Origin of the sequence: Stenotrophomonas maltophilia group sp. Smal13 (genome assembly GCF_030236855.1) — a bacterium.
GTDB classification, from domain to species: domain Bacteria; phylum Pseudomonadota; class Gammaproteobacteria; order Xanthomonadales; family Xanthomonadaceae; genus Stenotrophomonas; species Stenotrophomonas maltophilia_A.
Genome location: NZ_JASJSQ010000028.1, coordinates 24476 through 51207, shown reverse-complemented (window position 1 = coordinate 51207; position 26732 = coordinate 24476). Strand labels below are relative to the sequence as shown.

At 64.1% G+C, this 26732-nt stretch carries 27 protein-coding genes; 7 read left to right on the top strand and 20 right to left on the bottom strand.

Annotation, left to right across the window (positions count from 1 at the left end):
- Positions 1–320 precede the first annotated feature (320 nt).
- Positions 321–1397, bottom strand: coding sequence for an MBL fold metallo-hydrolase (locus QRO95_RS11740; protein ID WP_285302616.1), 1077 nt, complete (start codon positions 1395–1397; stop codon positions 321–323).
- Positions 1398–1501: 104 nt separating this feature from the next.
- Between QRO95_RS11740 and QRO95_RS11735 the strand changes: the two genes are divergently transcribed.
- Positions 1502–2113, top strand: coding sequence for a TetR/AcrR family transcriptional regulator (locus tag QRO95_RS11735; RefSeq protein WP_049398557.1), 612 nt, complete (start codon positions 1502–1504; stop codon positions 2111–2113).
- Here the strand turns inward: QRO95_RS11735 and QRO95_RS11730 are convergent.
- Together QRO95_RS11730 and QRO95_RS11725 are read right to left on the bottom strand one after the other, a co-directional pair.
- Entirely contained in the window at positions 2110–4056 is a 1947-nt protein-coding gene (locus tag QRO95_RS11730; RefSeq protein ID WP_049398556.1) for an EAL domain-containing protein, read from the bottom strand. The genes QRO95_RS11735 and QRO95_RS11730 overlap by 4 nt on opposite strands.
- A gap of 63 nt (positions 4057–4119) precedes the next feature.
- Entirely contained in the window at positions 4120–5046 is a 927-nt protein-coding gene (locus QRO95_RS11725) for a LysR substrate-binding domain-containing protein (protein WP_404830349.1), read from the bottom strand.
- A 96-nt stretch (positions 5047–5142) separates the two neighbouring features.
- On the opposite strand from QRO95_RS11725, the gene QRO95_RS11720 reads away from it, so the two are divergent.
- The gene (locus QRO95_RS11720) at positions 5143–6654 is read left to right on the top strand and encodes an MFS transporter (protein WP_285302615.1); all 1512 of its coding nucleotides are present in this window, start codon (positions 5143–5145) and stop codon (positions 6652–6654) included.
- On the opposite strand, the gene QRO95_RS11715 is transcribed toward QRO95_RS11720, so the two are convergent.
- From QRO95_RS11715 to QRO95_RS11705, 3 genes are read right to left on the bottom strand one after another with little or no spacing between them, the layout of a single operon-like run.
- A complete protein-coding gene (locus QRO95_RS11715) occupies positions 6648–7364 on the bottom strand; it encodes an SDR family oxidoreductase (protein WP_285302614.1) in 717 nt (238 codons plus the stop codon). The two genes, QRO95_RS11720 and QRO95_RS11715, sit on opposite strands and share 7 nt — an antisense overlap.
- Before the next feature lie 28 nt (positions 7365–7392).
- Positions 7393–8121 (bottom strand): GNAT family N-acetyltransferase, encoded by a 729-nt coding sequence (locus QRO95_RS11710; RefSeq protein WP_279912066.1) that lies wholly within the window; start codon positions 8119–8121, stop codon positions 7393–7395.
- A 14-nt stretch (positions 8122–8135) separates the two neighbouring features.
- Entirely contained in the window at positions 8136–8801 is a 666-nt protein-coding gene (locus tag QRO95_RS11705; RefSeq protein WP_032129739.1) for a metalloregulator ArsR/SmtB family transcription factor, read from the bottom strand.
- A 55-nt stretch (positions 8802–8856) separates the two neighbouring features.
- On the opposite strand from QRO95_RS11705, the gene QRO95_RS11700 reads away from it, so the two are divergent.
- Both QRO95_RS11700 and QRO95_RS11695 read left to right on the top strand, forming a co-directional pair.
- Complete coding sequence (locus QRO95_RS11700) at positions 8857–9360, top strand: DUF2938 domain-containing protein (protein ID WP_285302613.1); 504 nt, start codon at positions 8857–8859, stop codon at positions 9358–9360.
- A gap of 41 nt (positions 9361–9401) precedes the next feature.
- Positions 9402–10205: an APH(3')-II family aminoglycoside O-phosphotransferase gene (locus QRO95_RS11695; RefSeq protein WP_285302612.1), complete on the top strand. Its 804-nt coding sequence runs from the start codon at positions 9402–9404 to the stop codon at positions 10203–10205.
- Here QRO95_RS11695 and QRO95_RS11690 read toward each other — a convergent pair.
- Positions 10178–10603, bottom strand: a complete 426-nt coding sequence (locus QRO95_RS11690) for a DoxX family protein (RefSeq protein ID WP_262094838.1) — start codon at positions 10601–10603, stop codon at positions 10178–10180. The genes QRO95_RS11695 and QRO95_RS11690 overlap by 28 nt on opposite strands.
- A gap of 143 nt (positions 10604–10746) precedes the next feature.
- Here QRO95_RS11690 and QRO95_RS11685 point away from each other — a divergent pair, with 143 nt between their 5' ends.
- The 3 genes from QRO95_RS11685 to QRO95_RS11675 all read left to right on the top strand — a co-directional run bounded on the left by QRO95_RS11685 (position 10747) and on the right by QRO95_RS11675 (position 13472).
- Positions 10747–11337 (top strand): TetR/AcrR family transcriptional regulator, encoded by a 591-nt coding sequence (locus QRO95_RS11685; protein WP_285302611.1) that lies wholly within the window; start codon positions 10747–10749, stop codon positions 11335–11337.
- Positions 11334–12368: a DUF418 domain-containing protein gene (locus QRO95_RS11680; protein ID WP_285302610.1), complete on the top strand. Its 1035-nt coding sequence runs from the start codon at positions 11334–11336 to the stop codon at positions 12366–12368. The genes QRO95_RS11685 and QRO95_RS11680 overlap by 4 nt, the downstream gene beginning before the upstream one ends.
- 99 nt (positions 12369–12467) lie before the next feature.
- Positions 12468–13472 (top strand): aminoglycoside phosphotransferase family protein, encoded by a 1005-nt coding sequence (locus QRO95_RS11675; RefSeq protein WP_285302609.1) that lies wholly within the window; start codon positions 12468–12470, stop codon positions 13470–13472.
- 141 nt (positions 13473–13613) lie between these two features.
- Here QRO95_RS11675 and QRO95_RS11670 read toward each other — a convergent pair whose 3' ends face one another.
- The 13 genes from QRO95_RS11670 to QRO95_RS11610 all read right to left on the bottom strand — a co-directional run bounded on the left by QRO95_RS11670 (position 13614) and on the right by QRO95_RS11610 (position 26724).
- Complete coding sequence (locus QRO95_RS11670) at positions 13614–14501, bottom strand: DMT family transporter (protein ID WP_180844127.1); 888 nt, start codon at positions 14499–14501, stop codon at positions 13614–13616.
- Positions 14483–15595, bottom strand: coding sequence for a UDP-N-acetylmuramate dehydrogenase (gene murB, locus QRO95_RS11665; RefSeq protein ID WP_285302608.1), 1113 nt, complete (start codon positions 15593–15595; stop codon positions 14483–14485). Before murB ends, QRO95_RS11670 begins: the two co-directional genes overlap by 19 nt.
- Before the next feature lie 8 nt (positions 15596–15603).
- Entirely contained in the window at positions 15604–16659 is a 1056-nt protein-coding gene (locus tag QRO95_RS11660) for a quinone-dependent dihydroorotate dehydrogenase (RefSeq protein WP_032127499.1), read from the bottom strand.
- 8 nt (positions 16660–16667) lie between these two features.
- Positions 16668–17438, bottom strand: coding sequence for a class I SAM-dependent methyltransferase (locus tag QRO95_RS11655; protein ID WP_285302607.1), 771 nt, complete (start codon positions 17436–17438; stop codon positions 16668–16670).
- A 5-nt stretch (positions 17439–17443) separates the two neighbouring features.
- The gene (locus tag QRO95_RS11650) at positions 17444–17728 is read right to left on the bottom strand and encodes a DUF4190 domain-containing protein (RefSeq protein WP_010484694.1); all 285 of its coding nucleotides are present in this window, start codon (positions 17726–17728) and stop codon (positions 17444–17446) included.
- Positions 17729–17906: 178 nt separating this feature from the next.
- Entirely contained in the window at positions 17907–18716 is an 810-nt protein-coding gene (locus QRO95_RS11645) for an SDR family NAD(P)-dependent oxidoreductase (RefSeq protein WP_285302606.1), read from the bottom strand.
- 40 nt (positions 18717–18756) lie between these two features.
- The gene (locus tag QRO95_RS11640) at positions 18757–20289 is read right to left on the bottom strand and encodes an aldehyde dehydrogenase family protein (RefSeq protein ID WP_285302605.1); all 1533 of its coding nucleotides are present in this window, start codon (positions 20287–20289) and stop codon (positions 18757–18759) included.
- Positions 20290–20447: 158 nt separating this feature from the next.
- The gene (galE, locus tag QRO95_RS11635) at positions 20448–21482 is read right to left on the bottom strand and encodes a UDP-glucose 4-epimerase GalE (RefSeq protein WP_285302604.1); all 1035 of its coding nucleotides are present in this window, start codon (positions 21480–21482) and stop codon (positions 20448–20450) included.
- Between the two features lie 24 nt (positions 21483–21506).
- Positions 21507–22616 (bottom strand): glycosyltransferase, encoded by a 1110-nt coding sequence (locus tag QRO95_RS11630; protein ID WP_285302603.1) that lies wholly within the window; start codon positions 22614–22616, stop codon positions 21507–21509.
- Between the two features lie 46 nt (positions 22617–22662).
- The gene (locus tag QRO95_RS11625) at positions 22663–23679 is read right to left on the bottom strand and encodes a glycosyltransferase family 2 protein (protein ID WP_285302602.1); all 1017 of its coding nucleotides are present in this window, start codon (positions 23677–23679) and stop codon (positions 22663–22665) included.
- Positions 23676–24236, bottom strand: coding sequence for a hypothetical protein (locus QRO95_RS11620; RefSeq protein ID WP_285302601.1), 561 nt, complete (start codon positions 24234–24236; stop codon positions 23676–23678). Before QRO95_RS11620 ends, QRO95_RS11625 begins: the two co-directional genes overlap by 4 nt.
- 5 nt (positions 24237–24241) lie before the next feature.
- On the bottom strand, positions 24242–25420 hold the full coding sequence (locus QRO95_RS11615; protein WP_285302600.1) for a glycosyltransferase family 4 protein: 1179 nt from the start codon (positions 25418–25420) through the stop codon (positions 24242–24244).
- Complete coding sequence (locus tag QRO95_RS11610) at positions 25417–26724, bottom strand: O-antigen ligase (protein ID WP_285302599.1); 1308 nt, start codon at positions 26722–26724, stop codon at positions 25417–25419. Before QRO95_RS11610 ends, QRO95_RS11615 begins: the two co-directional genes overlap by 4 nt.
- Positions 26725–26732: the final 8 nt, after the last annotated feature.

The following is a 26732-nucleotide window of genomic DNA, read 5'->3' as shown; positions in this document are numbered from 1 at the left end:
CTGCGTGGTGGCAATGTCTGTGCCTGCGCGGAGGATGCCAGGACGGCGAGCATCAGAGTGGCGGCGGGTCGCCATGGGGCAGGTGGGCGGGAGACCTTGGAGCGTTCGGCGCGCAACGTCATTACGGACAGCCTCGCAGGTTCGACTGGAATCGGGCGAGCGCTACGCTAGCAAGGGATGTAATCGGTTACATGACGCACCGCAGCGGCGCAGGCCGTTTCTGCGTAGAGCCGAGCCTACGCTCGGCTGCCGTTCGGGTAGGCGCAGCCGAGCATGGCTCGGCTCTACATGGTTTCCGGCAGGTCAAGCGGCATCCCCCATTACAGCTCCACCGTCTCCCACCAGCGTGTACCCGCCTGCGGCGCCTGCATGTCCAGTGCTTCGCCCATCATCGGCGTGGCCACCGGCACGTTCTTTGCGGCGGCCAATGCGGTGATGCGCTCGAACGGTTGCTGCCAGGCGTGCAGCGCCAGATCGAAGGTGCCGTTGTGGATCGGCAGCAGCCACTTGCCGCGCAGGTCCAGGTGCGCCTGCAGGGTCTGCTCGGGCTGCATGTGCACGAAGGCCCAGCGCGGGTCGTAGGCACCGGTTTCGATCATGGTCAGGTCGAACGGACCGTACTTCTCACCGATGGCCTTGAAGCCGTCGAAGTAGCCGGTGTCGCCGCTGAAGAAGATGCGGAAGTCGCCGTCCTGGATCACCCATGACGCCCACAGGCTGCGATCGCTGTCGCCCAGACCGCGGCCGGAGAAATGCTGGCCCGGGGTGGCGGTCAGGCGCAGGCCACTGGCCTCGGTCGATTGCCACCAGTCCAGCTGTTCGACCCTGCTGGCGTCCACGCCCCACGCAATCAACTGGTCGCCCACGCCCAGCGGTGCGATGAAGCGCGCGGTCTTGCCGGCCAGCTGCATCACTGCGGCATGGTCCAGGTGGTCGTAATGGTTGTGCGAGAGGATCACGCCGGCGATCGGCGGCAGTTCGTCGATGCTGATCGGCGGTGCGTGGAAGCGCGCCGGGCCAAGCCACTGTACCGGCGAAGCGCGCTCGGAGAACACCGGATCGGTCAGCCAGTATTGGCCACGCAGCTTCAGCAGGATGGTGGAGTGCCCGAGCCGGAACAGGCTGCGATCAGGCGCGGCGTCCAGGGTGGCGCGGTCCAGCGGCAGCACCGGAATGGGGTGGGCGGGCACGGTGCCCTTGGGCTTGTTGAACAGGAACGTCCACCAGATCTCCGCGCCATCGCGCAGGCCCATCGCCGGACGCGGCAGGGCATTGCGGAACTTGCCGTCGCGGTACTGCGGCGAATCGGGAAAGTCGGGGAGGGACCAGGACTTGCAGAAGGTGTAGGCGGTCACGGCGAGGATTCCAAGCAAAAGGACAAGGAGCAGGCGCTTCATGGGTGACGTCCGCTGGGTACACTGCACAGTGTAGTTTCGTGTTTTTCAAAAGTACACTGCCGGGTGTAAAATGGTGGCGTCCGTTCAGCTATCCGGTTTCCGCCATGTCCCGTGCCCCGCAACGCCTGACCGACCGCAAACGCGAAGCCATCGTGCGTGCGGCGGTGGAGGAGTTCCGCGCGTCGGGCTACGAGGCGACCAGCATGGACCGCATCGCCGAGGTGGCCGGGGTCTCCAAGCGCACCGTCTACAACCACTTCCCGAGCAAGGAAGCGTTGTTCTCGATGATCCTGGAGGAGCTGTGGGAGCGCAGCGTGGCCAGCGACGCACTGCCGTACCGCGCCGACCAGCCGCTGCAGGCGCAGCTGATGCAGCTGCTGGGGCAGAAGCTGGAGCTGCTCAGTGATGCCAACTTCATCGACCTGGCGCGAGTGGCGATGGCCGAAATCATCCACTCACCGGAACGGGCGCAGGCCATCGTCTGCCGCATGGGCGAGAAGGAAAGTGGCGAGAGCGCATGGATCCGCGCGGCAATCGCCGATGGCCGGCTGCGCCAGGTCGATCCGGAGTTCGCCGGCCACCAGCTGCACGGCCTGGTGAAGAGCTTTGCATTCTGGCCGCAGGTGACGATGGGGCAGGCGCCGTTGAACGAACAGGAGCGCGCACGCGTGGCCGAATCGGCGGTGGCGATGTTCCTGGGTTACTACGCGGTCTAGCTGGCGGCGAAGCGGCGGAACTCGTCGGCCGGCAACGCGGCCGAGTACAGATAACCCTGGCCGACATCCACACCCAGTGCGCGCAGTTGCTGTTCCTGCGCGAGGGTTTCGGTACCCTCGGCCACTACGATCGCGCCGCAGCGGTGCGCGACTTCGACGATGAAGCGAACGATGGACTGCGACTTGGCGTCGGACAGCGTGGCAATCAACGCCTGCTCGATCTTGACCTCGGCAATGGCCAGCTGCGAGAGCAGGATCAGGGTTGAATAGCCGGCACCGAAATCATCCAGTGACAGCGTGACCTCGGCGGCCAGCAGCTGTGCGATGTTGGCATCGACCACGTCGCGCTCGACGATCTCGGTCCATTCGACGATCTCCAGGCGCAGCATCACGCCGGGCACATCGTGCAGTGCCAGCAATTCCTGCAGGCGCAGGCCGAAGTCGGGCAGGCGCAGTGACTCGGCCGAAACGTTCACGGCGATCTTCAGCTGCGAGCCATCGCGTCGGCACTGCTGCAGGAAGTGGATGGCCGACTGCAGCGTGGCCCATTCCAGTTCAGCCAACCGCCCCTGCCGGCGCAGCAGCGAGATCACCCGCATCGGCGCGATCAGCCGGCCCTCGCCGTCGCGCATGCGCAGCAGTGCTTCGGCGCCGACCAGCTGGCGATCCTGCAGGCGATGCTTGGGCTGGTAGCACAGGGGGGCATCTCCCTGCTGCAGCCAGCGTTCGAGGGCGACTTCGATCAGGGCGTCGATCTCGCTGTCGCGCTGGATCGGGTCGTCGAAGAACACGACGCCGGATTCGATCGCACTCAGCGCCACGGTGATCGCGCGGAACGGAAGATGTCCTTCGTCGGCATCGGCGGGGGGCTTCAGTTCGACCACCGCACAGCGGAACAGCGGCCGGAAGCCGGGCCAATCGCGGCCGACCCGATCGGCCAGGTTGCTGGCCAGCTCGGTGATCTGCGGCTGCGTGCGCAGTTCGAACAAGGTCAGGTCGCGCACCAGGATCGCCAGCGCGGCATCGCCGAACTGGTAGATCTCCAGCTGCCCGGCTGGCAGCGAGGGCAGCAGCCGATGCACCTCGTCGGTGCTGTCGCGCTGCCACAGGCCGTTGTCCTGCAGCGGCCCGTAGCGCAGGCGCAGATCGCGCAGGTTGCCCATCTCGGCCACGATCAGGCAGGCCTTGCCGATGCCGTCGTTGTCGCGCCAGTAATGTTGCAGGCGTTCGCCAAGTGCACGCATGTTGGGCAGGCCACTGATCGGATCGATGCGCAGCCAGGCCTGTTCGCGCTGACGCTGTGCATCGATCTGCGCATCGTTGTAGACCAGCGCGAACACCGCGCCGAGCATCAGCAGCGATAGTGGCAGTGCCAGCAGCCGCTGGATTGCCAACTCCTCCACGGGCAGCTGATTGGCGCCGATGATTGCGACGCCCAGTGCCAGGCCCAACGCAGTGACGGCGATACGCACGCCCCAGGCCTGCAGGATCACGCGCAGCGAGAGCTCATTGAGCATGCGCGGGTGCAGGCGCCTGCGCAGCCAGACGCCGGCCAGCATCTGCAGCGTGGCCTCGAGGCCGGCCGGCAGGAAATACTGGGTGCCGGCAAACTGGTAGCGCGCCAGCAGGCTGGCGGCCAGGCAGGTCAGGCCGCCGCGCCAACCACCCAGCAGGCCACTGACCAGCAGGATGTCGAAGCCGAGGTGCAGCTTGACCACTCCCTGGGTGTAACGGGCCACGAACCAGGAATTGAACAGGTAGATCAGGCCCAGCGCCACGCCGACATACAGGCGACGGCCTTCAATGGCATGTCCGGCGCGGCGGGTGGCGATCAGCAGCACGCCGATCATGCCGATCACCGCCGTGGCCTGCAGCAGGTACAGCGGCAGGCTGGGCAGGGCGCTGTCCAGGACCTGGGCCGAGACCCGTGAAAGCGCATCCATAGCAGGTTCCCGCCTGTGACCGACGGCCAGTGACGAGCAGCGTAGTCGCAGCAGGGCGCAGGTTCAATTGCACTGGCTGGGTTCGGGCAGGAGGTGGTCGGCCATGAAATCGACAAACGCGCGTACACGCGGCTGCTGATGGCGATGGCTTGGCCAGAGGGCCCAGAAGGTGCTGCGCTCGGTGCTCCATGGGTCCAGGACGCTGACGAGTTCACCGCGGTCCAGCGCATCACGCGTGGCGAAGTCGGGCAGGCACGCAATGCCATGGCCATCAATGGCCATGTGCAGGATCGTCTCAAGATGATTGGCGGTCATTGCGGCAGTCAGCCGCAGCTCGGTGCCTCCCTCATGCGTGGGCAGTGGCCAACGTTCGATCAGGCCGGTGCCGGGAAAGCGATGGAGAAGGCACGCGTGGCCGCTCAGATCCTCCGGGTGCTGTGGCGTGCCGCGCTTGGCGAAGTACGCAGGGGCGCCCACACAGAGCAGGCGGGCACTGCCGAGGTTGCGGCCGTGCAGCCTGGAGTCGGCGGGGATGCCCGTGCGGACAACGGCGTCGAAGCCCTCCTCGATGACATCGACAAGACGGTCGCTGAAGTGCAGGTCGAGCTCGATGGCGGGAAAGCGGTGCGCAAAGGCCGATAGCACCGGCAGCATCAGTCCGCTGGCGAGTGGAAGACTGACCTTCAGGCGACCGCTGGGCGCGGCCTGGGCGTCGGTCAGCTCGCGCTCCGCTGCGGCGACCTCGGTCATGATGCGACGGCAGCGTTCAAGGAACTGCTCGCCTTCGGCAGTCAGGCTGACGCTGCGGGTATTGCGATTCAGCAGGCGGGCGCCCAGACGCTCTTCCAGCCGGGCAATGGTCTTGCTTGCCGCCGAAGGGGTGATGCCACGCTGTCGTGCTGCGGCCGCGAAGCTGCGTGCCTCGGCGACCAGAACGAAGAGGCTGAGACCGGCAAAGCTGTCCATGACATGGCCATTGATGACGTTCATGTCATTAAAGCACGGACACAACGATGGATTCTTAGGCGATAGCGTCGTCGATAGCATCAATGGGGTGGCGCCTGGCCACGCTGGAACTTCATCGACATGTCTGTTGCCTCTGCTGAGACGGCCGGATCATCACGCTTTGGAGTGGTGCTGGCGGGCTGCCTGACGGCGCTCACCATTCCCTTGAGCATTGCCAGCCCCGCCGTGGGCATTCCCGCCATCCGGGACGCGCTGGGCGGTTCGCCTGCGGCGTTGTCCTGGATCATCAACGCTTATCTGTTGACCTACGGCTGCACCACGCTGGTGGCTGGTGGGCTGGCCGATCTGCATGGCAGGCGCCGGATCTGGCTTCTGGGCGGCACGTCGTTTGCGCTCGTCACCGGCCTGATCCCCTTGATGCCCGATGTGGCGTGGATCAATGCACTGCGACTGCTTCAGGGGATGGCGGCGTCGGCTGCGTTTGCCGGTGCGATGGCGTCGCTGGCGCAGGTGTTCGACGGCCAGGCGCGGGCTAGGGTGTTCAGCCTGATCGGCACCACCTTTGGTGCAGGAGCCGCAGGCGGTCCGCTGCTGGCAGGCGGATTGATCGATGCGCTGGGGTGGGAATGGGTGTTCTTCCTGCCTGCGTTGCTGGCCGCCCTGACCGTACCGTTGGTCGCCCTGTCATCCGTCGAATCGAAGAGCACCGGTTCGCCACGCCTGGATTGGCTGGGCGCCGTCACCTTCATGCTGGCGCTGGGGGCACTCACCTACGCCATGATCGTGCTGCCGGAACGCGGCCTGTTGCATCCGCAGACGCTTGTACTGCTGGCGCTCTCGATGGTGTTGCTGGCCGCGTTCATTGCCGTCGAGCGCTCCCATCGAACACCGCTGCTGGATCTCGGGCTGTTCCGCAACCGGCGCTTTGTCGGCGTGCAGATTCTCGCCGCTGCGCCTGCGTTCTCGTACGTCGTCCTTCTGGTGGTGCTGCCGGCGGGGTTCATCGGTGTTGAAGGGCTGCGGCCCACCGAGGCTGGACTGGCGATGGCAGCACTGTCTGCGCCATTGCTGGTTGTGCCCCTGGTTGCCGGTTACCTGCTGCGCTGGATTCCGGCGCGGACGCTGTGTTGTGCGGGCCTGTTGATCGGCGCGCTTGGGCTGGCATGGCTGGCCCAGGTGTTCCAGCTACCTTCGGTGCGCTGGATGCCGATGCTGGTCATCGGGATCGGCATCGGTCTGCCTTGGGGGATCATGGATGGCCTGGCGGTCAGCGTGGTTGGCAAAGAGCAGGCAGGCATGGCCGCGGGCATCTTCAACGCAATGCGACTGGCAGGCGATTCCATTGCCCTCGCGCTTGTCGGCATCATGCTTTCTGCCCGGATTGGCGGGAGCGTAGCGCTGGAAGCCGGCGTCGTGGCCCGTGCAGCTGTGCACCGGCTGTCCATGGGCGACCTTGGCGGAGCGGTGGAGGCATTGCCCGGCGTTTCGAGAACGGCGCTGGCCCAGGCATACATGGAGGCCGTCCGTGGCCAGCTGTTTGTCCTGGCGATGGCGACCGTGCTGACCGCCATCGTGCTCGGGTACCTGTTGCGCGAAGAGGTCGAGCCTGGCCTGTGCAGGCGCGGTCAGTAGCGCGGGTCGGCGATGGCCGGCAGCACCAGTTCGCGCACAAAGCCGGACGGTGACAGCTGCAGCAACGCGCGCACCATCGCAACGACGTCGTGCACCGGCACCAGCTCGCCGTCGCCGCGCGCTGCGGCCTCTGCCACCGGCACCGACAGCGCATCGTCAGTGTTGAGGTAGCCCAGCTGCAGGCTGGTCACCGCCAGGCGGCGATCGCGGAAGCCCTCGCGCAGTGCATCGGCGATGCCGTTGAGCGCGAACTTGGATGCGCCGAAGGCCACTTCCGGGCGGCCGCTGCGTGGCAGTGCCGAGGTCGAGCCGGTCAGCACCAGCTGCGGGCGTGGCGCGCCCAGCACCCGCGGCAGCAGGCGCTGCAGCAGCACCAGGGTGGCGGTGATGTTGACGTCGACCAGTTGGGTGAGTGCGGCATCGGTTTCATCGAGGAAGGCGTACTCGTCGCTGAAGGCGGTCTGTTCCCAGATGCCCAGGTTGTGGATCAGCACATCCAGATCGGCAGGTGCCTGTGCTGCGATGTGGTCGGCAGCCACGGTCGGCTGGGACAGATCGGCTTCGATCCACTGCAGGGTGACGCCCTCGGGGCATTCAATATCGCGCGGTCGATTGCGTGAAACGCCGATGACGGTGTCGCCTGCACTGCACAGGCCTTCCATGAACGCCCGACCGAGGCCCCTGCTGGCGCCGATGACCATCAATTTCATGTTGCTTCCTTGTTGTACTGCGGCGGCCTCAGTCGACCGCCAGAACGGTGTCCCAATCGGCGAACGCACGCAGGCCGCTGCGTTCGGCGGTAATGATCGAGGCGGTGTTGTCGAGCTGGCAACGGTACTGCGGCTGCAGCCCGGCCGCCCGCGCGGACACGGCCATGGCGTGTACCAGCTGGCGCGCGTGCCCGCGACCGCGGGCCTCGGGCAGGGTCAGCACGCCCATGTCGGCCAGGGCCGGATCCAGGCTCCACGGGTACATGCTTCCCGCGGCAACCAGCCGCTCGCCATCGAAGGCGCCGAACACCTGCCAGTGGTCCAGCTCGACCCAGGCGGCATCCAGATCCTCCTCGCTCGCGCTGGCCTGGAACCCGTCGAACGCGGCTGCGTCGGCCGGGCCAAGACGGCGGATATGTGGCGGTGCAGGGCGCTCGGCCAGGGCCGCAAGTTCTGCGGCGGGGAAGTAGAAGACGCGATCCGCGCCATGCGTGCGCTGGCCGAGCTGCTGCAGGCGCAGTTGCAGCTGCGGGAGCGTCCAGTGCGGCTGCGCGTGCAGTTGCAGGCGAGCGGCCAGGGCCGGGCGCAGCAGTGCGCGCGCGGGGCCCGTGACCGGCTGCAGCAGCATGCCGTCCTCGCCCTCATCGAAATCATCGCTGCACGCCAACTGCAGCAGCGGATCATCCTGCAGCATGCGCTGCCCGGAGAACACGCTGCGCCAGGTCGCATCGATCAACGGGGCAAACACATCATCCATGACCGGTGTCTCGCTCAGTGCCGGGGCAGGTCCACCTGCAGGCCGGCGGCCTTCCATTCGGGGTAACCGGCGGCGAGCCGCTGCGCGGTCAGTCCGGCCTCGCGCAGCATCGCCACCGCATCGTTGGACAGCACGCAGTAGGGACCGCGGCAGTACGCGACAATGTGGACGGCACGCGGCAGTTCGTCCATCCGTGCACGCAGTTCCGTAACGGGAATGTTCAGCGCGCCGGGCAAGTGGCCCAGATCGAATTCCTCACGCGGCCGCACATCCAGCAGCACCACGCTGCTGCGTTGTTCCAGCAACTGCTCGACAGTCAGGCCTTCCAGAGCATCGCGGCGCTGCAGGCTGTCGTGGATCACGCCGTGCATCTCGCTGCGCTGGTGGTCGGCATAGTCGCGGAGCGCGGCCAGCAGGTTGCCCAGCGGACCCTCACCACTGCGGTAGAGGATGCGCTTGCCATCGCGTCGGGTCTGAACCAGGCCGGCACGGCGCAGCTGCTGCAGATGTTGGGAGGTATTGGCCACCGACAGCCCGGTCAGTTCGGCCAGGCGCTCCACGGCGCGCTCGCCCTGGGCGATGTGCTCCAGCAGGGCCAGGCGATGGGCATGGCCGAGCGTGCGGGCGATCTCGGCCAAGGCTTCCAGCGGTGAGAGCGGTGGCTCTGTTGCAGCGTTCATGCGGCGCACGCTAGCATCGCTCTATCATTCAAGCAAATAATTGAAGGTGTGCGATATGGCTGGCCTGGCGACATTCGTGATGGATTCGGTGGTAGTCGGCGTGGGAGCGACCGCAGTGATGGACCTGTGGGCGCTGGTGCAGCGGCGGCTGCTCGGCATTCCCTCGCTGGATTTCGCGATGGTGGGCCGCTGGCTGGGGCATCTGCCGCGCGGGCGCTTCCGCCACGATGGCATCGGCCGCTCGGCGGTGGTCAGTGGCGAGCGCGCGCTGGGTTGGACCGCGCATTACGTGATCGGTGTGGTTTTCGCCGCGTTGCTGCTGGCCGTGGTGGGGAACGGTTGGGTGCAGGCGCCGACACTGTGGCCGGCGCTGGCCTTCGGCATCCTCAGCGTCGCCGCACCGTTCCTCATCCTGCAGCCGGGCATAGGCGCGGGCATTGCCGCTTCAAAGACCCCGGCGCCGGGCAAGGCGCGCCTGCGCAGCCTGGTGGCGCACAGTGTGTTCGGCCTGGGCATGTACCTTTCCGCGTTGTTGTTGGCTGCGGTCCATGCAGGATGAGCGAGAATCCGTGGGGTCACCGGCAACAGGAACACCTCGGCATGGAAGCACCCAAACCCATCACTGATGACATGCCGCTGCCGTGGGCGTGGCAGGACGCATTGGCCGATGCGCGCATCGAGCGGCAATCGATCGGTGTGTCGCGTGCGGATGTTGCCCGCGTGCATCGGCCGGGCCAGGCCGATGCTTTCCTGAAGTCGGAAGTGATCGACGCCTTCAGTGAGCTGGGCGATGAGATCGCACGCCTGCGTTGGCTGCAGGCACAGGGACAACCGGTGCCAACGGTGATTGCCACTGCCGAAGAGGCGGGTCGGCGCTGGTTGCTGATGAGCGCGCTGCCTGGCCGCGACCTGGCCTCATCGCCGGAGCTCGCGCCGCAGCAGCTGGTGGAGCTGCTGGCCGACGCGCTACGCGGGCTGCATGCGTTGCCGGTGGCAGCCTGTCCGTTCGACCAGCGACTTGCGTCGCGCGTGCAGGTTGCGCAGGCCCGCGTTGAAGCGGGCCTGGTGGATGCCGATGATTTCGATGACGAACGCCTGGGGCAGAGTCCGCAGCAGGTCTTCGCCGAACTGTGCAGCACCCGGCCCGACCATGAAGACCTGGTAGTCAGCCACGGAGACGCCTGCCTGCCGAACCTGATGGCGGTCGAGGGCCGCTTCAGTGGCTTCATCGACTGTGGCCGGCTGGGTGTGGCCGACCGCTACCAGGATCTGGCGCTGGCCGCGCGCAGCCTGGTCCACAACTTCGGCGACACGCGTTGGGTCGCGCCGTTGTTCCAACGCTACGGCGCGGTGGCCGACGAGCGCCGGCTGGCGTTCTACCGGTTGCTCGACGAGTTCTTCTGAGCCCGCGCATGGCTGGCGATGGCCGCGCAGATCAGGCCACCGACCACGCTCAGGTGTTCCAGCGCGAAGAACAGGGCCAGCTGCTGTTCGGCGCCGTGCTTGTTCCAGAAGGTATGCACGATGACGATGGTCAGCAGCATGAACACCGCCAGCGCGCCGCTGCCCAGCCAGAGCAGGCGATCGAGCAGCAGGCACACTGCGCCGCCCAGCAGCACCACGGCGCTGGCGATGTTGAACAGCACAGGCGGTTGCAATCCGGCGGCCTGCATTTCGGCCACGCTGTTGTCCCACGCCAGCAGCTTGGCCAGGCCCGAGGACAGGAATACCACGGCCAGCAACAGCCGCGCGAGGAGCCACAGCACGCGGCTGTCGAGCAGGGTGGTGATCATCCGTGGCATGCAGGAACTCCGGCTTGAGCGTGGGACAGGCCGCGCAGCATCGGGCCTCAACCGCAGTTGAGGTCAAGGCTGGCTGAACGGAGCCCGGCGTTGGCCGGATTGCCAGCTTCTAATTGGACGAACGTTCGTTCACTATTTGCGCCATGAACCGAGCCGACCGCAACGAGCAACGCATCGCGCAGATCCTGCAGGCCGCCCTGCAGTGCTTCCTCGCGAAGGGATTCCACCAGACCAGCATGCGTGACATCGCGCAGGCGGCTGGCGTCAGCTTGGGCAATCTCTACAACCACTTCCCGGGCAAGGAAGCGATCATCCTTGCCGTGGCGGTGGCCGAGAGCGAAGAGCTGGCACCGTTGCTGCAGCGACTGGCCGCGTCCGATGGCGAACGCACACAGGTGATGGCCTTCCTGCAGGACTTCCACGCACTGTGCCGGCAGCCGGAATGGGCAACACTTGCAGTGGAGGTGCTGGCCGAGAGTGCACGCAATCCGGCCGTGGCCGAGGCCTTCGCGGCCAATCGCAGGCAATTGCAGGCGACGCTGGCCGAAGCCCTGCAGCAGATGGCACAGCGCGAACGTCGGCGTCCCGTACTGGCGCCGGCACTGCAGGCGCAGGTGCTGCTGGATGCCATCGAAAGCGATGCACTGCGTCGGGGGCTGGGCGAAGCCGAGGGCACCGATGAAGCATCGCTGGATCTTGGCCTGCTCGTGCTGCTGCTGGGCGCACGCGCATGAATGCTGCTGACCGGCGGTTGCACGGGCTGGACCTGGCGCGTTACCTGGCACTGGCCGGCATGGTGCTGGTGAATTTCCGTCTGGCGATGGCCGTGCCGGCAGAGGCTGAGGGTTGGCTGGCAGGGTTCTTCCATCTGCTGGAAGGCAAGGCTTCGGCGACGTTCGTTACGCTGGCTGGCTTGGGCCTGGTGTTGGCCACGCAGCGGCAAGGGTGGTGGCCGGCCAGCGTGCAGACCTGGAGGCGCGCGCTGTTCCTGATGGTGCTGGGCCTGCTCAACCTGACCCTGTTCCCGGCCGATATCCTGCACTACTACGCGGTGTATTTCGCGTTGGCCGTGGTGTGGCTGCGTGCCTCGCCGCGGGTGTTGCTGGCCAGCATCGTGGGCCTGGCGGCCTGTTCGTTCTGGGCGTTGCTGCACTGGGACTACAGCCAGGGATGGAACTGGCAGACGCTGGAATACGCCGGTCTGTGGCAATGGCCGGGCGCGGCCCGCAACCTGCTGTTCAATGGCTTCCACCCGTTGATGCCGTGGCTGTGCTTCTTCCTGCTGGGCATGCTGCTGGCGCGCCTTCAGTTGTCGCAGCCTCGGGTGCAGCATGCATTGCTGGTGCTGGGCCTGTTGCTGATCGCGGCTGGACATGGCGTGCAGCAGCTCGCACAGGGAACGCGATGGCAGGCGTGGCTGGGTACGCAGCCGATGCCGCCAGGACCCGCCTACGTGCTTACTGGTGCGGGCGCGGCCTGCAGTGTCATCGCCGCCTGCCTGTGGCTGACGCGCGTGCGACCGGGCGACTGGCTGGAGCCGTTCACCGCGGCCGGGCGCATGACCCTGACCCTGTATGTGGGTCACATCCTGCTGGGCATGGGCACGCTGGAAAGCCTGGGCCTGCTTGATGGCAGTGCCTCGCTCGCGTCGGTGCTGTTGTGGGCGCTGCTGTTCCTGATGCTGGCGACCGCTGCGGCGTGGCTGTGGTCATGGCAGTTCGCGCGCGGTCCACTGGAGGCGGTGATGCGCCGTATTGCAGGCTAGTTCTTTGGTCGTGCCGACGCGATGTTGTGACGGACATGTCTGTGTCGTGGCGAGCGCATCTGCGATAGTGGCGGCAGGTAACACTTTCCGCTTGCATCCATGTCATTCGCTTCGGCGCAGCATCTCGGCGAAGTCCTGCAACAATCCTATGGCATCACCCCCACCGCCGTGGTGCCACGCCCGGTGGGCGCCGACGCCAATGCCAGCGTGTATCGCGTCGATGCGCGGCACGGGCAGTGGTGGTTGAAATGCCGCACCTACCAGGTCGACCCATCGGTGTGGGACAGCCTGCACTGGATGCGCGGCACGTTGGGTATCGATGAGATCGTCGCGCCGTGGCCGGCACTGACCGGTGGTGCGTCGGTGCAGCGTTGGGGATTGCAGTTCACCCTGTTCCCTTATGTGGAAGGCCAGTCCGGGTTCGAGGCAGCGTTGAGCCGCACCCAGTGGAAACGGCTGGGTGAGGTACTGCGGCGCCTGCACGGTGCGCAGCTGCCGGCGGAACTGCAGCAGGCGCTGCCGATCGTGCGGCTGGAAACCGCGGCGCTGGAGACCGTCGGGCAGTGGTTGGCCGGCGAGGGCCTGGCGGCCGCGAAGGACGGGCTGGGCCGCGCATTCGTTTCGGTATGGGACCAGCAGCATGCGCGCATCGCGGCGCTGCATGCGCAGGCACGGGAACTGCTCGCGACCTTGCAGGACGTGCCGGTAGACCTGCACCTGTGCCACACCGATCTGCATGCCGGCAACCTGCTGATGGGCAATGACGGGGGCCTGCACCTGATTGATTGGGATGGCCTGTCTCTGGCACCGCGCGAGCGCGACCTGATGTTCATCGGTGCGGCGGTTGGCGGGCGCTGGGGGCGCGAGAATCCGCTGGGCTTCGAGGACGGCTACGGCAGCGACCGCGGCGACCCGCGCTGGATCGCCTGGTACCGGCACTGGCGCATCCTGCAGGACCTGATCGAGTTCCAGCAGGTGCTGCTGGGCAGCGATGGCGAGGAGCGTTCGCCGCAACTGCGCCGGCAGTCGCTGCATTACCTGGGCGAGCAGTTCGCACCGGGCAATGTGTTCGATGCGGCGGAGCGGGTGTATCGCGCGTTGTAAATGCACGTCACCTGCCATGGGTGAACCGTCGCGCTTCGCGCGATGAGTCGAGCATGGCTCGACTCTACAGTTACGCTCGGCAGCTCTTTGTGCCGCCATCGTTGATCGGGCGGACAGGAATCATCCGCGCATGGCGCGGATCTACTCGGCGGGCTTGGCTGCCGCCGACGCCGCTGCGCTTGCGGCGCGGCGCGACAGCACGGCCTCGCGATGGGCGATGTAGGCGTTGGCGGCGAGGATGATGCCGGCACCGATGATGGTCCAGCGATCCACGCTTTCGTTGAACAGCAGCCAGCCGAACAGCGTCACCAGCGGCAACTGCAGGAAGCTGATCGGCGTCAGCGCCGAGACTTCGCCCAGGCGCAGCGCACGTGTCCACAGCAGTTGGCCGATGGTGCCGAGCACGCCGGTGGCCAGCAGCCACAGCCATGCGGTGCCGGTGGGCCAGACCCACACGAACACGGCCGGCACCAACGACAATGGCACCCAGAACACGTAGGTGTAGAGCACCACGGTGTCGGCGCTGTCGATGCGGGTCAGCTGCTTGATCTGGATCGCCACCAGCGAACTGAGCACGGCCGCACCCACCGCCACCAGGCTGCCAGCGGTGAAGCCCGCGGTACCGGGGCGCACGATCACCAGCACGCCGATGAAGCCGACAACCACCGCCGCCCAGCGACGCACGCGCACGGTCTCGCCCAGCCACAGCACGGCGGCGATGGTGACGAACAGAGGGGTGGAGTACGAAAGCGAGACCGCCTGCGCCAACGGCAGATGGCCCAATGCCCAGAATGCGCACAGCATCGAGCCCAGGCCGATCGCACTGCGCACGAAGTAGCGCGGCAGCTGTTGGGTCTTCAGCGGCGCGTGGCCTGGCCGCAGCAGCATCGGCAGCAGTGCCAGCAGGCCGAAGGCGTTGCGGAAGAACGCCACTTCCTGGGTGGGCACGTAGCGCGTGGCGTAGCGGATCGCCACGGCCATCAGGCCGAATGCCATCGTGCTGCCGAGCATCAGCAGCGCCGCCCGCATCGGGGTGGAGCTGGGGGAGAGGGCGGGGGTGTGCACCACTGCGCGCCGAGCAGGCGGGGCTCCGGTTCGATTGGCACGCCGAACTTCTCCAGCACGGAAGCAGAGATGCGTCGCGCCAGCGCCAGCAGTTCAGCGCCGGTGGCGTTGCCGTGGTTGACCAGCACCAGTGCGTGGCTCGGCGCCACGCCAGCATCGCCTTCGCGGAAGCCCTTCCAGCCGCAGGACTCGATCATCCATGCCGCCGAGACCTTGCGCTTGCCGTCCTGGTCGGACGGGAACACCGGCAGCTCGGGGAAGTGCTGCAGCAGCACGTCGACCTGTTCCAGCGGCAGCACCGGGTTCTTGAAGAAGCTGCCGGCGTTGCCCAGCACATCCGGGTCGGGCAGCTTGCGGCGGCGGATCGCGATCACCGCATTGGCCACGTCCACCGCACTGGGTAGCTCCACACCCTGTGCCTGTAGTTCCTCGCGGATGCCGGCGTAGTCCATGCGCAGGTCATGCAGCAGTGGCAGCTTCAGTTCGATGGCGGTGATCAGGTAGCGGTCCATCTGCTGCTTGAACACGCTGTCGCGGTAGGCGAAGCCACACTGTTCGTTGTCCAGCCGCACCCAGGCCTGTTCCTGGCAGTCCCAGGCTTCGACGGCCTGGATGAACTCGCCGACCTGCGCGCCGTAGGCGCCGATGTTCTGGATCGGCGCGGCACCGGCGGTGCCGGGAATCAGGGCCAGGTTCTCCAGGCCGGACAGGCCTTCCTGCAGCGACCACATCACCAGGCCGTGCCACGGCACACCGGCACCGGCGCGGATCACGGCATGGTCGGCGCGATGCTCGAGGAAGCTGATGTCACGGTTGCCGAACACCAGCACGGTGCCCGGCAGGTCCTCGGCGATCAGCACGTTGCTGCCGGCACCCAGTACCAGCAGCGGGCCGTTGGCCACTTCGGGCAATGCCAGCACTTCCGGCAGCAGCGTGGGATCGTGCAGTTCCAGCAGCTGAGCGGCGCTGGCCTGCACGTGGAAGGTGTTCAGGGCCTGCAGCGGCGCATTGCGGGTGAGCGTCCAGCGCAGCGGGGCGTTGCCGTCGACGGTATCCATGGGTGTGCTCACAGTGGGGCCACCGCGCCGCGGCTCGGCGCTTCGCGGCGGCGACGGATCGCCTCCACGCATTCGGAGACGAGGGCCGGGCCGCGGAAGATCAGGCCGCTGTAGCACTGCACCAGGGCCGCACCAGCAGCCATCTTGGCTACGGCGTCGGCACCGGACAGGATGCCGCCAACACCGATCAGCGGCACCGACTCGGGCAGGCGCGAACGCAGGCGGCGCAGTACCAGGGTGGACTGCTCCAGCACCGGCGCGCCGGACAGGCCGCCGGCCTCGTTGGCCAGCGGGTCGCCGGCCACCTTGCTGTGGTCGATGGTGGTGTTGGTGGCGATCACGCCGTCCACCTGCAGTTCGCCCAGCACGCGGGCAGCGGCATCGATGTCGCGCTCGCTCAGGTCGGGCGCCACCTTGACCAGCATCGGCACGCGGCGACCGTGGCGGGCCGCGAGATCTTCCTGGCGGTCGCGCAACTGGCTGACCAGCTGGCGCAGCGCGGTTTCTTCCTGCAGTTCACGCAGGCCGGCGGTGTTGGGCGAGGAAATGTTGACAGTGATGTAGTCGGCCAGCGGGTACACCTTGTCCAGGCAGGCGATGTAATCGTCCACGGCCTGTTCGTTCGGGGTGTCTTTGTTCTTGCCGATGTTGATGCCGAGCAGGCCACGGCGGTTGCGCGCGCGCTCGACGTTGCGCACCAGCGCGTCCACGCCCGCATTGTTGAAGCCCATGCGGTTGATGATCGCGTTGTGTTCCGGCAGGCGGAACAGCCGCGGCTGCGGATTGCCGGCCTGCGGGCGCGGGGTGATGGTGCCGATTTCGACGAAGCCGAAACCCAGCGCGAACAGCGCATCAATGTGCTCGCCATTCTTGTCCAGACCGGCGGCCAGGCCGACCGGATTGGGGAAGGTCAACCCGAACACCGTGCTGGGCATCGGCGCGATGCGTGCGGCCAGCAGCGGCGTGGTGCCGGTGCGGTAGGCCAGGTCCAATGCGGACAGGCCAAGGCCGTGGGCGCGCTCGGCGTCGAGCGAGAACAGGAAGGGGCGGGCAAGCGAATACATGCGTCGGTTCAGTCCAGCGTGCCGAGGAAGGCTCGGGTTCGATATTCAAAAGCGACCTGGCCGTCGACCGCGTGGGCGGCGAACAGGTGCTGCAGAGCGTCGATCATCGGCGCGTGGCGCGGATGACCGGCTTGCGGGGCATAGGAGGAGGACAGCAGGCGCCCGCGCAGGGCATCGAAGTCCAGGTGCTGCACGTTCGGCAGCTCGACCATGCCGCGCAGGCCGGAGCCGAACCAGGCCTGCATGGTGGCATCGTCCTGGTAGCGCTCGGCCACGGCGGAGTAGTCGGTGCCGTAATCCAGCAGCAGCTGTTCGTAGCCGACCAGGAACGGACTGGCATCGAGCAGGCGCGAATTCCAGTAGATCAGTGCCAGGCCACCCGGGCGCAGGATGCGCTGCCACTCGGCGCGCACCGCCACGGTGTCGAACCAGTGGAAGGCCTGCGCGACACTGACCAGATCGATGCTGGCGTCGTCCAGTGTGGTGGCCTCGGCGCGGCCGTCGACCGCGCGGAACTGCGGGTACTGCGGTGCCAGCCATTGCTCGGCCGCGCCCCGCATGGCGGCATTGGGTTCAACCGCGACTACCGGATGGCCGCTGGCCAGGAACTGGCGGCTGGAAATACCGGTACCGGCGCCGATGTCGGCGACCAGCGCCTCGCGACTGACGCCCATCGGGCCGTGCAGCCATTCCAGCAGCGCGGGTGGGTAATCGGGCCGGTAGCGGACGTAATCGGCGACGCGGCTGCTGAAGCGTTCAGTGCTGTCGGAGGCGGTCATGGCAGTCAGTTCGACATCGCAGCGAGCCAGGCCAGGCCGCCGAAGAACAGGATGAAGACCAGGATGGCGGCGATCACCGCGCCGACCATCACCCAGCCCAGTACCAGACCGGTGACGGCCAGGCCATCGCCTTCCAGTTCATGCGGGCGGCGGCGGATCTCGGCGCGGGCCATGTGGCCGGTGATGATGGCCACGATGCTGGCCACGAAGGGCAGGACGGTCCAGCTGGCGATGCCCATGACCAGGCTGACCACGGCCAGGGCGCTTGTCTGTCGGGGTGCCACGCTCATCGGGGTCCTCCTTGGCAGTGTGCACATGATAGTGCCTCTGCCCGGGCAATCCCATGCCCGGCGGATGCGATGGCAGGCGTCGACCTTGGCAGACGAAGGGCATTCCAGCCAGGTAGGCGTCGACCTTGGTCGACGAAAGGCATGCCAACCAAGGTTGGCAACTACCGGAGTGCCGGTGTCAGCCCATCAACACCTGGCCACCATCCACGTTGAGCACATGGCCGGTGATCCAGCGCGCCAGCGGCGAGCACAGGAACAGGGCGGCATCGGCGATCTCACGCGGGTGGCCGAAGCGACCGAACGGAATCTTCGCCAGCGTACCGTGGTACAGGGCGGGATCTTCGATGCGGCGGCGGTCCCAGAGGCCGTCATCGAACTCGATCGAGCCCGGTGCGATCGCGTTGACGCGGATCCGGTCCTTGGCCAGCGCGAGGGCCTGCGAGGTGGTGTAGTGCGACAGCGCGGCCTTGGCGGCGGCGTAGGGCGCACCACCGGGACGCGGCTGCTGCGCGGCGATCGAAGACAGATTGAGGATGCAGGCGTCGCTGGATTTGCGCAGCCAGGGCAGGGCCAGGCGAGAGGCCCGAACCGCCGCCATCAGGTCGATCTGCAGGCTGGCGGCCCAGCCGTCCTCGTCGTCGGCCATGCCGTAGCCGGTGGCGTTGTTGACCAGCACATCGATGCCGCCGAGCGCGTCGGCGGCGGCCTGCAGCCACGCCTGGATCTGGCCAGCGTCGGCCAGATCGGCGGAGAACGTATGCAGTTCGAGGTTCTGCGCCCGCGCATCGGCGTGCAGTGCATCCAGACCGGCCTGGCCGCGCGCGCAGACCGAGACCTGCGCACCGGCGCCGGCAAACGCCAGCGCCATTTCACGGCCAATGCCCTTGCTGCCGCCGGCGATCAGCACACAGCGGCCGGTGAAATCAATCACCGGCTTGCCAGCCTGAAGAGCCGAGCCATGCTCGGCTGCATTTCCTGCGGTGTTCATGGCGCATCCTGCCGAGCATGGCTCGGCACTACAGAAAGCGTTACAGGTCGAACTTGATGCCCTGGGCCAGCGGCAGCGAATCCGAATAGTTGATGGTGTTGGTCTGGCGGCGCATGTAGACCTTCCATGCATCCGAGCCGGACTCGCGACCACCGCCGGTGTCCTTCTCGCCACCGAAGGCGCCGCCGATCTCCGCACCGGACGTGCCGATGTTGATGTTGGCGATGCCGCAGTCGCTGCCGGCCGCCGACAGGAACTTCTCAGCAGTCTTCAGATTCTGGGTGAAGATCGAAGACGACAGGCCCTGCGGCACGCCGTTCTGCATGTCGATGGCTTCGTCGATGCTGTCGTACGGCATCACGTACAGGATCGGCGCGAAGGTTTCGTGCTGGACCACGGCGTCGCTGTTTTTCAGGCCCGAGACGATCGCCGGCAGCACGAAGTTGCCAGCGCGGTCGATGCGGGTGCCGCCGGTTTCGATGGTGCCGCCGGCCGCCTTGGCCTGGGCGATGGCATCGAGGAACTGCTGCACGGCGCCATCGCTGTTCAGCGGGCCCATCAGGTTGGCGGCGTCGGTCGGGTCGCCGATCTTGCCTTCCACCTGCTTGTAGGCCTTGACCAGCGTGGCCAGCACGTCGGCATAGATCGAGCGGTGCACGATCAGGCGGCGGGTGGTGGTGCAGCGCTGGCCGGCGGTACCGACGGCGCCGAACACGATGCCCGGCACGGCCAGCTTCAGGTCGGCGGTTTCGTCCAGGATGATGGCGTTGTTGCCACCCAGCTCCAGCAGGCAGCGGCCGAGGCGGCGCGCAACCTTTTCGTTGACGGTGCGGCCAACCTGGGTCGAGCCGGTGAAGCTGATCAGCGGCACGCGGCGGTCATCGACCATCTTCTCCGACAGCGCGGTGCCGGCATCGTTGATCAGGAAGAAGATGTCCGGGAAGCCGGCTTCACGCAGGGCGTCGTTGCAGATCTTCAGCGAGGCGATGGCGGTCAGCGGCGTCTTGTTGGACGGCTTCCAGATGCACACGTCGCCGCAGATGGCGGCCAGGAACGAGTTCCAGCTCCATACCGCGACCGGGAAGTTGAAGGCCGAGATGATGGCGACCAGGCCCAGCGGGTGGTACTGCTCGTACATGCGGTGGCCGGGGCGCTCGGAATGCATGGTGTAGCCGTACAGCATGCGGCTCTGGCCCACGGCGAAATCGGCGATGTCGATCATCTCCTGCACTTCGCCATCGCCTTCCGGCTTGCTCTTGCCCATTTCCAAGGCGACCAGCGAGCCCAGGGCGTCCTTGTGCTTGCGCAGTGCTTCGCCGCACAGGCGCACGGCTTCACCGCGGCGCGGGGCCGGCGTGGTGCGCCAGATCTTGAAGGCTTCCTGGGCGCGAGCGACGACGGTCTCGTACTCGGCCTCGGTGGTCGCGCGGACCTGTGCGATCGGCTCGCCGGTGGTCGGGTTGACCGGGGTGATCAGCTCACCAGCGGTCGCGCTCGACCACTCCCCGTTGCCCAGGTACGTGCCAGCGTTGATCGCGTCCAGGCCAAGGGACTTGAGCAGCTCGGAAGACATGCAGACTCCTGTGTTTCGTTACGTTGTTTGGCGCCATCGCGGGCAGGTGGGGGACGCGATGAACAGAACCGCCGATGGTAGCAGAGGGAGGTTGCTGGGCTTTGGTGCGGTGCGGGGTGAAACCGCACCGATAGGCCACCCCTATTCGGGGTGCCTGTTCAGGCAGGCAGGGCTTCGTCCAAGCTGCGCGCGGTGTCAGGAATGGCCGGCTGTGGCGACCATGCGGGAGGATTGCGATGCCACTGCCAGGCACTGGCGATGATTGGTGCCAACTCGGTCCAGCGCGGCTGCCAACCCAGAATCTCGCGAGCGCGGGCAGAAGACGCCACCAGGCTGGCCGGATCGCCCGGGCGGCGTTCCGCCATCTCAAACGGAATTTCGCGTCCGCTGACCGCTGCCGCGGCTGCAATCACCTCATGGACGGAGAAACCCTGCCCATTGCCCAGATTGAAGGCGTGCGCACCGGGCGTGTGCTCCATGTACTCAAGTGCCAGCGCGTGGGCTTGGGCCAGATCCTGCACGTGCACGTAGTCACGCACGCAGGTGCCATCGGGTGTTGCGTAGTCATTGCCGAACACTTTCATGGCGTTGCCGATGCCCAATGCGGCACGCAGGACATTGGGGATCAGGTGGGTTTCGCAGGCATGGGCCTCGCCGATGCCGTGGTCGGGCAGGGCGCCTGCGGCATTGAAGTAGCGCAGGCAGGTTGAACGCAGGCCGTAGGCTGTGGCTGCATCAGCGAGAATCCGCTCTGCCATCAGCTTGCTGGCGCCGTAAGGGTTGATGGGCGCCTTGGGGTGGTCCTCATCGATCACATCCGACTGTGGATTGCCGAATACCGCAGCGGTGGAGGAGAACACGATGCGATCGATGTTGTGGCGGCGCATGGCCTCCAGCAGGTTCAATGTGCCGGTGACGTTGTTCGCGTAGTAGGTATAAGGAGCGGAAACCGATTCGCCCACCAGCGAACGTGCGGCGAAGTGCATGACGGCGTCGAAATGGCGGCCCTGGAGGGCGCGCTCGAGCGCCTCGGGGTCCAGCAGGTCAGCTTCCAGCAGTTCGCCCCAGCGGACCGCGTCGCGATGGCCGGTGGACAGGTTGTCGAGCACGGCTACGGAGTGGCCGGCTTCGGCCAGGTACTGGGCCATGTGGCTGCCGATGTAGCCGGCGCCGCCGCAGATGAGAACCTTCATATTCGTCCCTAAAGGCTAATTGGATCAGGCTTCCTTGCGGATCTTTGCCTGGATGAATGACGAGAGCTCTTCCCTGAATCGATCAGGCCCAAACTCCTCAGCCCTCGCACGGCATGCGGTAGCCGAAATGGGCCTTGGACGCGCCTCAAAACGAGCGATAGCATCATTGATCGCTTCAACGGATTGCTCGTGGAAAAACAATCCCGTGGCCACGTCGGGGTCGTCACTTTCTACAACTGTCTCGAGCGCGCCTCCTTTTGCAAATGCGATGACGGGAGTTCCGGAGGCCATCGCCTCAAGCGGGACGATGCCGAAATCCTCTACGCCAGGAAACACCAAAGCTCTCGCATTGGCCAAGTGCTCCTTCAGTGCAGGGAACGGTTGCCGCCCAAGAACGATGACTCGATCCGTTGCCCGCGCCTGCATGGCCGCCAGTTGCTCACCTTCACCGATGATGATCAGGCGCTTCCCGCTGCGAAGGAACGCATCCATTACCAGGTCAGCTTTCTTGTAGGCAGTTAACTGGCCTAGGAGCAGGTAATAGTCCTGCTTCCCGGCGCGCGCTTCAAAGTCGACTACCTCAACCGGCGGGTGGATGACCTCAGCGCTTCGGCGATAGCACTTGTCTATGCGGCGTGCGATGAACTTCGAGTTTGCAATGAAGTGATCAACGCGAGAGGCCGACATGGAATCGGTGATTCGCATGTAATGCATCAATGGTCGCATCAGCAGCCTGGTCAGCCATCCAGCATCCGCGAGATATAGCCGATACATATCCCAGACATACCGCATCGGGCTATGGCAATAGCAGATGTGTACTGCATCAGGATGTGTAATGACGTTCTTCGCCGGTCCAGACTCGCTCGAGATGACCAGGTCGTATCCGGTGAGGTCCAGTTGCTCCAAGGCGACGGGCATGAACGGGAGATACTTCTGATAACGCTTCTGGGCACCCGGCAGCCTGGACACAAATGTGCGCTGCACGCGATGGCCGGCAAGTTTCGTGCGCTCTATCTCCGGCGTCGCCACATGCGTGAAGACATCGGCGTCTGGATAGAGTTTGAGCAGTTGCTCAATGACCTTCTCGCCACCACGCCAGGTGACGAACCAGTAGTGGATGATCGCTACTTTCATTTCTATTATAACTCTGATCCTGGGTGATAAACTGGCAGCTCAAAGATCAGCGCTGTAGAAGCTTGCGACACATCCGGTACAGCGGCGTCGCATTGCGTCCAAGCAGGTAGTCAAGCCAGAAAAGTGCTCTCGGTAGCGGGTGAGAAAACAGGTCTAGTTGGATCAAGGCGCTTCTTAGCGCCCTAAGCTCCTGGCGGGAGCTCACGGCATTCATCTCGAATACGTGGAAGGATTGCCTGACCTCGAGCTCCCTGCGAATATCAGAAATAAGGTCGCGCTGATACTTGTCGCCCACACTTCTCGCGATCTTCAACACTCCCTCCCACATTCTTGCCCGCCCCTTCGCGGTATAGCTGCCGGGGACGTGGACGCCGCCATCATCTTCAGCACCACCAAACATAGGAGGGTTATCGGCACGTCCACCTATGATTGGAGTGGCAATGTATCCAATTCCCTTTCCGCAGTATGCATTCGCTGCCAGGTAAATCTGATAATAGAGGCTGCCATCAAAATCCGAACAGCTGATGCTCTTGGCAAAACTCGTCCGAACGATCAGTCCGCCCACAAAGCCGGCCGATCTGAAAATCATCCCCGAGGAGGTGTTGTCAGTCGTGAACAATGAATCCGATTTGGATAGTGAAGAAGTTCCGATGGTAGTTTCAATAGAGTCATTGAAACGTATGAACGTGCGTGATGCAAAATCAACGTCGTTGTTGGAAACGTATTTGATGACATCCTGTACTGCGTTGGGTAGCAGGAGGTCGTCATTGCCCATGACGATTGCCCATTCGGCATCGGAAAGCTCAATGCTCTTGCGTAGATTCTTGTCGTACCCAAGGTTCGTGTCATTCTCGACATAAAGCAATTCAATGCCCTTGGTCAAGAGGGCTGCTCGATATGAATCACAGACGGCTCTTATCCCGACCCTAAGCGGCGAATGGTCTTCGCATACAATGATCGTGCACGGGGCGCAGGTCTGGACAAGCGCGGATTGCAGTAGTTCGCCCAGCTCGTCCGGACGATTGTAGGCGGGAATGACTATCGCGACGGTCGGTGCTTTCACAGCAATTCCTTGATCACTCGTGCAGGTGCGCCAGCAATTACTGCGGCGTTCTCGAATTTTCCTTTTACTACGCTGTTAGCACCTATGATGCGGCCATCGGCGATCGTTGAGCCGGCGAGGATCACGGTGCCGTCGCCAACCCAGACGCGTTCTCCGATGACTATGTCGCACGAATCGTCCAGATCCCGCTTCGCTGGCGGGATATCAAGGTCAATACAGCCTTGCCTCGTGTTGCCGTGGGAGTGATCGCCGATATAAATTCTTGAGCCCAGCAGGCAGTCCTTGCCGATCGTGATCGACTTGATGGCCGAGATGTGGACATTATTTCCAAACACGCTGGCTGCCCCGATAGTAATGCGAGGCTGGTACATCGATCCCTTGTAGCTGTCCACCGCCTGGAACCGGCAGTTATCACCAACGGCCAGATCGATGCCGTTCATGTGCTTGGAGCCATACAGTTTAAAGTTCCTTCCGGATCGTCTAAAACGAATGTTCTTGCCAATCGAGTGAAGACATCCCCCGATTGTCTCCAGTACGAGGTCGATGGTCTGGCTCATTTCCCTCATTTCATCAACCCGTCCTGAGTTTCTAATTCGCTTTGGCCGCCCAAGCGGGCGTAGACCTCAAGAACTTTTGCTCCGTACAGTTCAGTGCTATAGCGCGCGATAGCCTTGTGCTGTGCGTGGCGTACTTTTGTTTCATACATTTCGGGGCTCATTTCGGCAGCAAAATCCAGCTGTGATGCAAGCTCATTCGATGTATTGAACAGTAATCCTAGTGGCTCATCCTGATGCGCATCTAGGATGTCTGCTGTTCCGCCGGTTGCCTTGCCAATTACAAGGCAGCCATTGAACATCGCTTCGGCGGTGATGCGCCCGAAGCCTTCATTGTCTGATGCAACAATAATGGCCATCGCATTCTGCATTAAAAAATCGGTGTCGTTCCTGAAGCCCAGGAACTCAATGCGAGCCGTTGACGGCGCATCGGCTGCGATACTCTTGAGGTCGGCAATGTAAGCGAGATTCCCATCACCTGCGATTAGAAGTCTAAGTGGATTGGAAGCGGTTGCCACATAGTCTAGGTAGGCCTCTATTACCTGCGCAGCCTGCTTTGCAGGCTCCAGTCGCCCGACAAACAGGAAATAGTCTGCCTTGGGCATATTCAGGACGGCAGCATTACCGGACGCGACGCCATTGCTGATGACGGTTGCATTAGCTGGAAGTCCAAAGTGTTCGGCGATTGCTTGCGTCACGCAGATGACGCGTGCAGATCTGGCTAAGAGTCTCTCGAATGCCGGCTTTGAGGGGAAGAATTTCATCCCAAAGTCGAGGTCCTGATACTCACGCAAGTGCCAAACGTGCCGTATGCCCATCAGTCTTGCTGCGAGGCTGCCAATGGCGATGGGGCCGATATTGGTATGGATTACATCTGGTCGAAAGCTCCTGCATATCAGCACAAGCCTCAGAAGTGCAATGGCATTGATTATTCGGAAGGCTGTAAAAATAGGGGCAAAGAAAACCTTTCGGGCAAGGGTGTTCGTCCGTGGGTAGATCGAGAATCTGTGTCCGATCGCCTTGAAAGGGACGCCGCGGACGCCAAGCCATTCGGAGAAAGGGCCGGGTCTGGAGCCGACGACCATTGGTTCGATTCCGTGGGAAAGCCCGTACTCAATCAGCGACAACAGGCTGCGATTCGAGCCATAAGGTGCCGGACCCTCCACCAGATAAAGAACCCGGGTCATGCCGCGGCCCGTGAATTGATAGTCTGGTTAGTGCGGTTTGGCTGCTCGGGATCGATGCAGAAAGGATTCTTTTCAATCATGAATATGAGGGTGATTAGCGAAAAGTAGAATGAATTTGGCGAAAAAAGCCTTTCTTCGAAGGTGTTCAAGACGATGGTTGCGATCAAGGCGGAGATCAGCATGAACGCAGCGGTGCTTCTTATATTCATGCGCCAAAGCGGCCGCTGAAGCGCAACGAACACTGCCGTTGCTCCTATCATGCCGAAGTCATAGATCAGAGCCAGCATGCCGTTGTGATGGCTGGCGAGAACCTGGCCGGTTGCGTTGAAGAATCCCGCTGAATTATGGCTTACCTGGTATGCCAGCGAGTTCATTCCTTGTCCAAGCATGGGATGCTGGATAAACCCGAAGAGCGAGTAGCTCCAGATCATGTTGCGGCCAGAGAAAGTGAAATCTTTCTCGAATAGTTCCATGCTGAAGCTGCTGAGTGACAGAAAGACGATCGCGGCGGATGCGGAAATTCCGAATGCGAGAATTGGATATCGAAGTCGAATGATGGTTCGCCTTAGCCAGGTTGGGCTGAGGCTTAGCAGTGCTGCGATGGAGAATGCTGCGATCGACGCGTACGATTTTGATCCGAGCAGGAGCGCTGCTGCGAGCGCTATGTTTGCCGTCGTGAGCAGTCGTGATGTTCTCCAGCATCCGACTGCAACAAGGCCGTAGGACGCGCAGAAGATGCCAAGGTTGTTCTTGTGGGAAAACATGCCCTGCCAGTCCTCATCAATGTTCAGGGAAATGCCGTAATTGGGAACGAACGCCACCAGAATTAAGGAAAGAAAGAGGCAGGAGAAGTATGTGAGGTTCAACGTGGAGAATATTTCCTCCGCGCTGAGTATTTGCGTGGCGAACCCGATGATGAGGGACAGTGCGACGAAGCTCAGAACGGTACTAATCATTGCGTTGCTGATTGGCAGGCCTGCTGCCCATTGCAGTGCGCACATGAATACAAAGATTGCGGCTATCTTTACGCCGGTGCTCTTGAAAATTTCACGCAGGTGCGAGTACCTGCCTTGCGACAGCATCGTGTGGGCGATGATCAGAAGCGAGATGGGAATGTATGCGATCTCGGCATATTTCCACAGGCCCGTACGTTCAACAGCGTTCATCAAGCCTTGGGGACGGGCACCTCCGTCAAGGAATAGTGCAAAGCCACCTGCCACAGTGACCAGTGTGAGCGCCAGCATGATTCTCATTAACCATGCATCAATGCTTCTGTTGGTGAATCGGACTGCTATTTTCTTCATGATTAGGC

Bases quoted from the DNA above. Each gene is read 5' to 3' on its own strand.
- QRO95_RS11740 (WP_285302616.1), bottom strand. From the start codon at position 1,397: ATGAAGCGCCTGCTCCTTGTCCTTTTGCTTGGAATCCTCGCCGTGACC.
- QRO95_RS11735 (WP_049398557.1), top strand. From the start codon at position 1,502: ATGTCCCGTGCCCCGCAACGCCTGACCGACCGCAAACGCGAAGCCATC.
- QRO95_RS11730 (WP_049398556.1), bottom strand. From the start codon at position 4,056: ATGGATGCGCTTTCACGGGTCTCGGCCCAGGTCCTGGACAGCGCCCTG.
- QRO95_RS11725 (WP_404830349.1), bottom strand. From the start codon at position 5,046: ATGAACGTCATCAATGGCCATGTCATGGACAGCTTTGCCGGTCTCAGC.
- QRO95_RS11720 (WP_285302615.1), top strand. From the start codon at position 5,143: ATGTCTGTTGCCTCTGCTGAGACGGCCGGATCATCACGCTTTGGAGTG.
- QRO95_RS11715 (WP_285302614.1), bottom strand. From the start codon at position 7,364: ATGAAATTGATGGTCATCGGCGCCAGCAGGGGCCTCGGTCGGGCGTTC.
- QRO95_RS11710 (WP_279912066.1), bottom strand. From the start codon at position 8,121: ATGGATGATGTGTTTGCCCCGTTGATCGATGCGACCTGGCGCAGCGTG.
- QRO95_RS11705 (WP_032129739.1), bottom strand. From the start codon at position 8,801: ATGAACGCTGCAACAGAGCCACCGCTCTCACCGCTGGAAGCCTTGGCC.
- QRO95_RS11700 (WP_285302613.1), top strand. From the start codon at position 8,857: ATGGCTGGCCTGGCGACATTCGTGATGGATTCGGTGGTAGTCGGCGTG.
- QRO95_RS11695 (WP_285302612.1), top strand. From the start codon at position 9,402: ATGGAAGCACCCAAACCCATCACTGATGACATGCCGCTGCCGTGGGCG.
- QRO95_RS11690 (WP_262094838.1), bottom strand. From the start codon at position 10,603: ATGCCACGGATGATCACCACCCTGCTCGACAGCCGCGTGCTGTGGCTC.
- QRO95_RS11685 (WP_285302611.1), top strand. From the start codon at position 10,747: ATGAACCGAGCCGACCGCAACGAGCAACGCATCGCGCAGATCCTGCAG.
- QRO95_RS11680 (WP_285302610.1), top strand. From the start codon at position 11,334: ATGAATGCTGCTGACCGGCGGTTGCACGGGCTGGACCTGGCGCGTTAC.
- QRO95_RS11675 (WP_285302609.1), top strand. From the start codon at position 12,468: ATGTCATTCGCTTCGGCGCAGCATCTCGGCGAAGTCCTGCAACAATCC.
- QRO95_RS11670 (WP_180844127.1), bottom strand. From the start codon at position 14,501: ATGCGGGCGGCGCTGCTGATGCTCGGCAGCACGATGGCATTCGGCCTG.
- murB (WP_285302608.1), bottom strand. From the start codon at position 15,595: ATGGATACCGTCGACGGCAACGCCCCGCTGCGCTGGACGCTCACCCGC.
- QRO95_RS11660 (WP_032127499.1), bottom strand. From the start codon at position 16,659: ATGTATTCGCTTGCCCGCCCCTTCCTGTTCTCGCTCGACGCCGAGCGC.
- QRO95_RS11655 (WP_285302607.1), bottom strand. From the start codon at position 17,438: ATGACCGCCTCCGACAGCACTGAACGCTTCAGCAGCCGCGTCGCCGAT.
- QRO95_RS11650 (WP_010484694.1), bottom strand. From the start codon at position 17,728: ATGAGCGTGGCACCCCGACAGACAAGCGCCCTGGCCGTGGTCAGCCTG.
- QRO95_RS11645 (WP_285302606.1), bottom strand. From the start codon at position 18,716: ATGAACACCGCAGGAAATGCAGCCGAGCATGGCTCGGCTCTTCAGGCT.
- QRO95_RS11640 (WP_285302605.1), bottom strand. From the start codon at position 20,289: ATGTCTTCCGAGCTGCTCAAGTCCCTTGGCCTGGACGCGATCAACGCT.
- galE (WP_285302604.1), bottom strand. From the start codon at position 21,482: ATGAAGGTTCTCATCTGCGGCGGCGCCGGCTACATCGGCAGCCACATG.
- QRO95_RS11630 (WP_285302603.1), bottom strand. From the start codon at position 22,616: ATGAAAGTAGCGATCATCCACTACTGGTTCGTCACCTGGCGTGGTGGC.
- QRO95_RS11620 (WP_285302601.1), bottom strand. From the start codon at position 24,236: ATGAGCCAGACCATCGACCTCGTACTGGAGACAATCGGGGGATGTCTT.
- QRO95_RS11615 (WP_285302600.1), bottom strand. From the start codon at position 25,420: ATGACCCGGGTTCTTTATCTGGTGGAGGGTCCGGCACCTTATGGCTCG.
- QRO95_RS11610 (WP_285302599.1), bottom strand. From the start codon at position 26,724: ATGAAGAAAATAGCAGTCCGATTCACCAACAGAAGCATTGATGCATGG.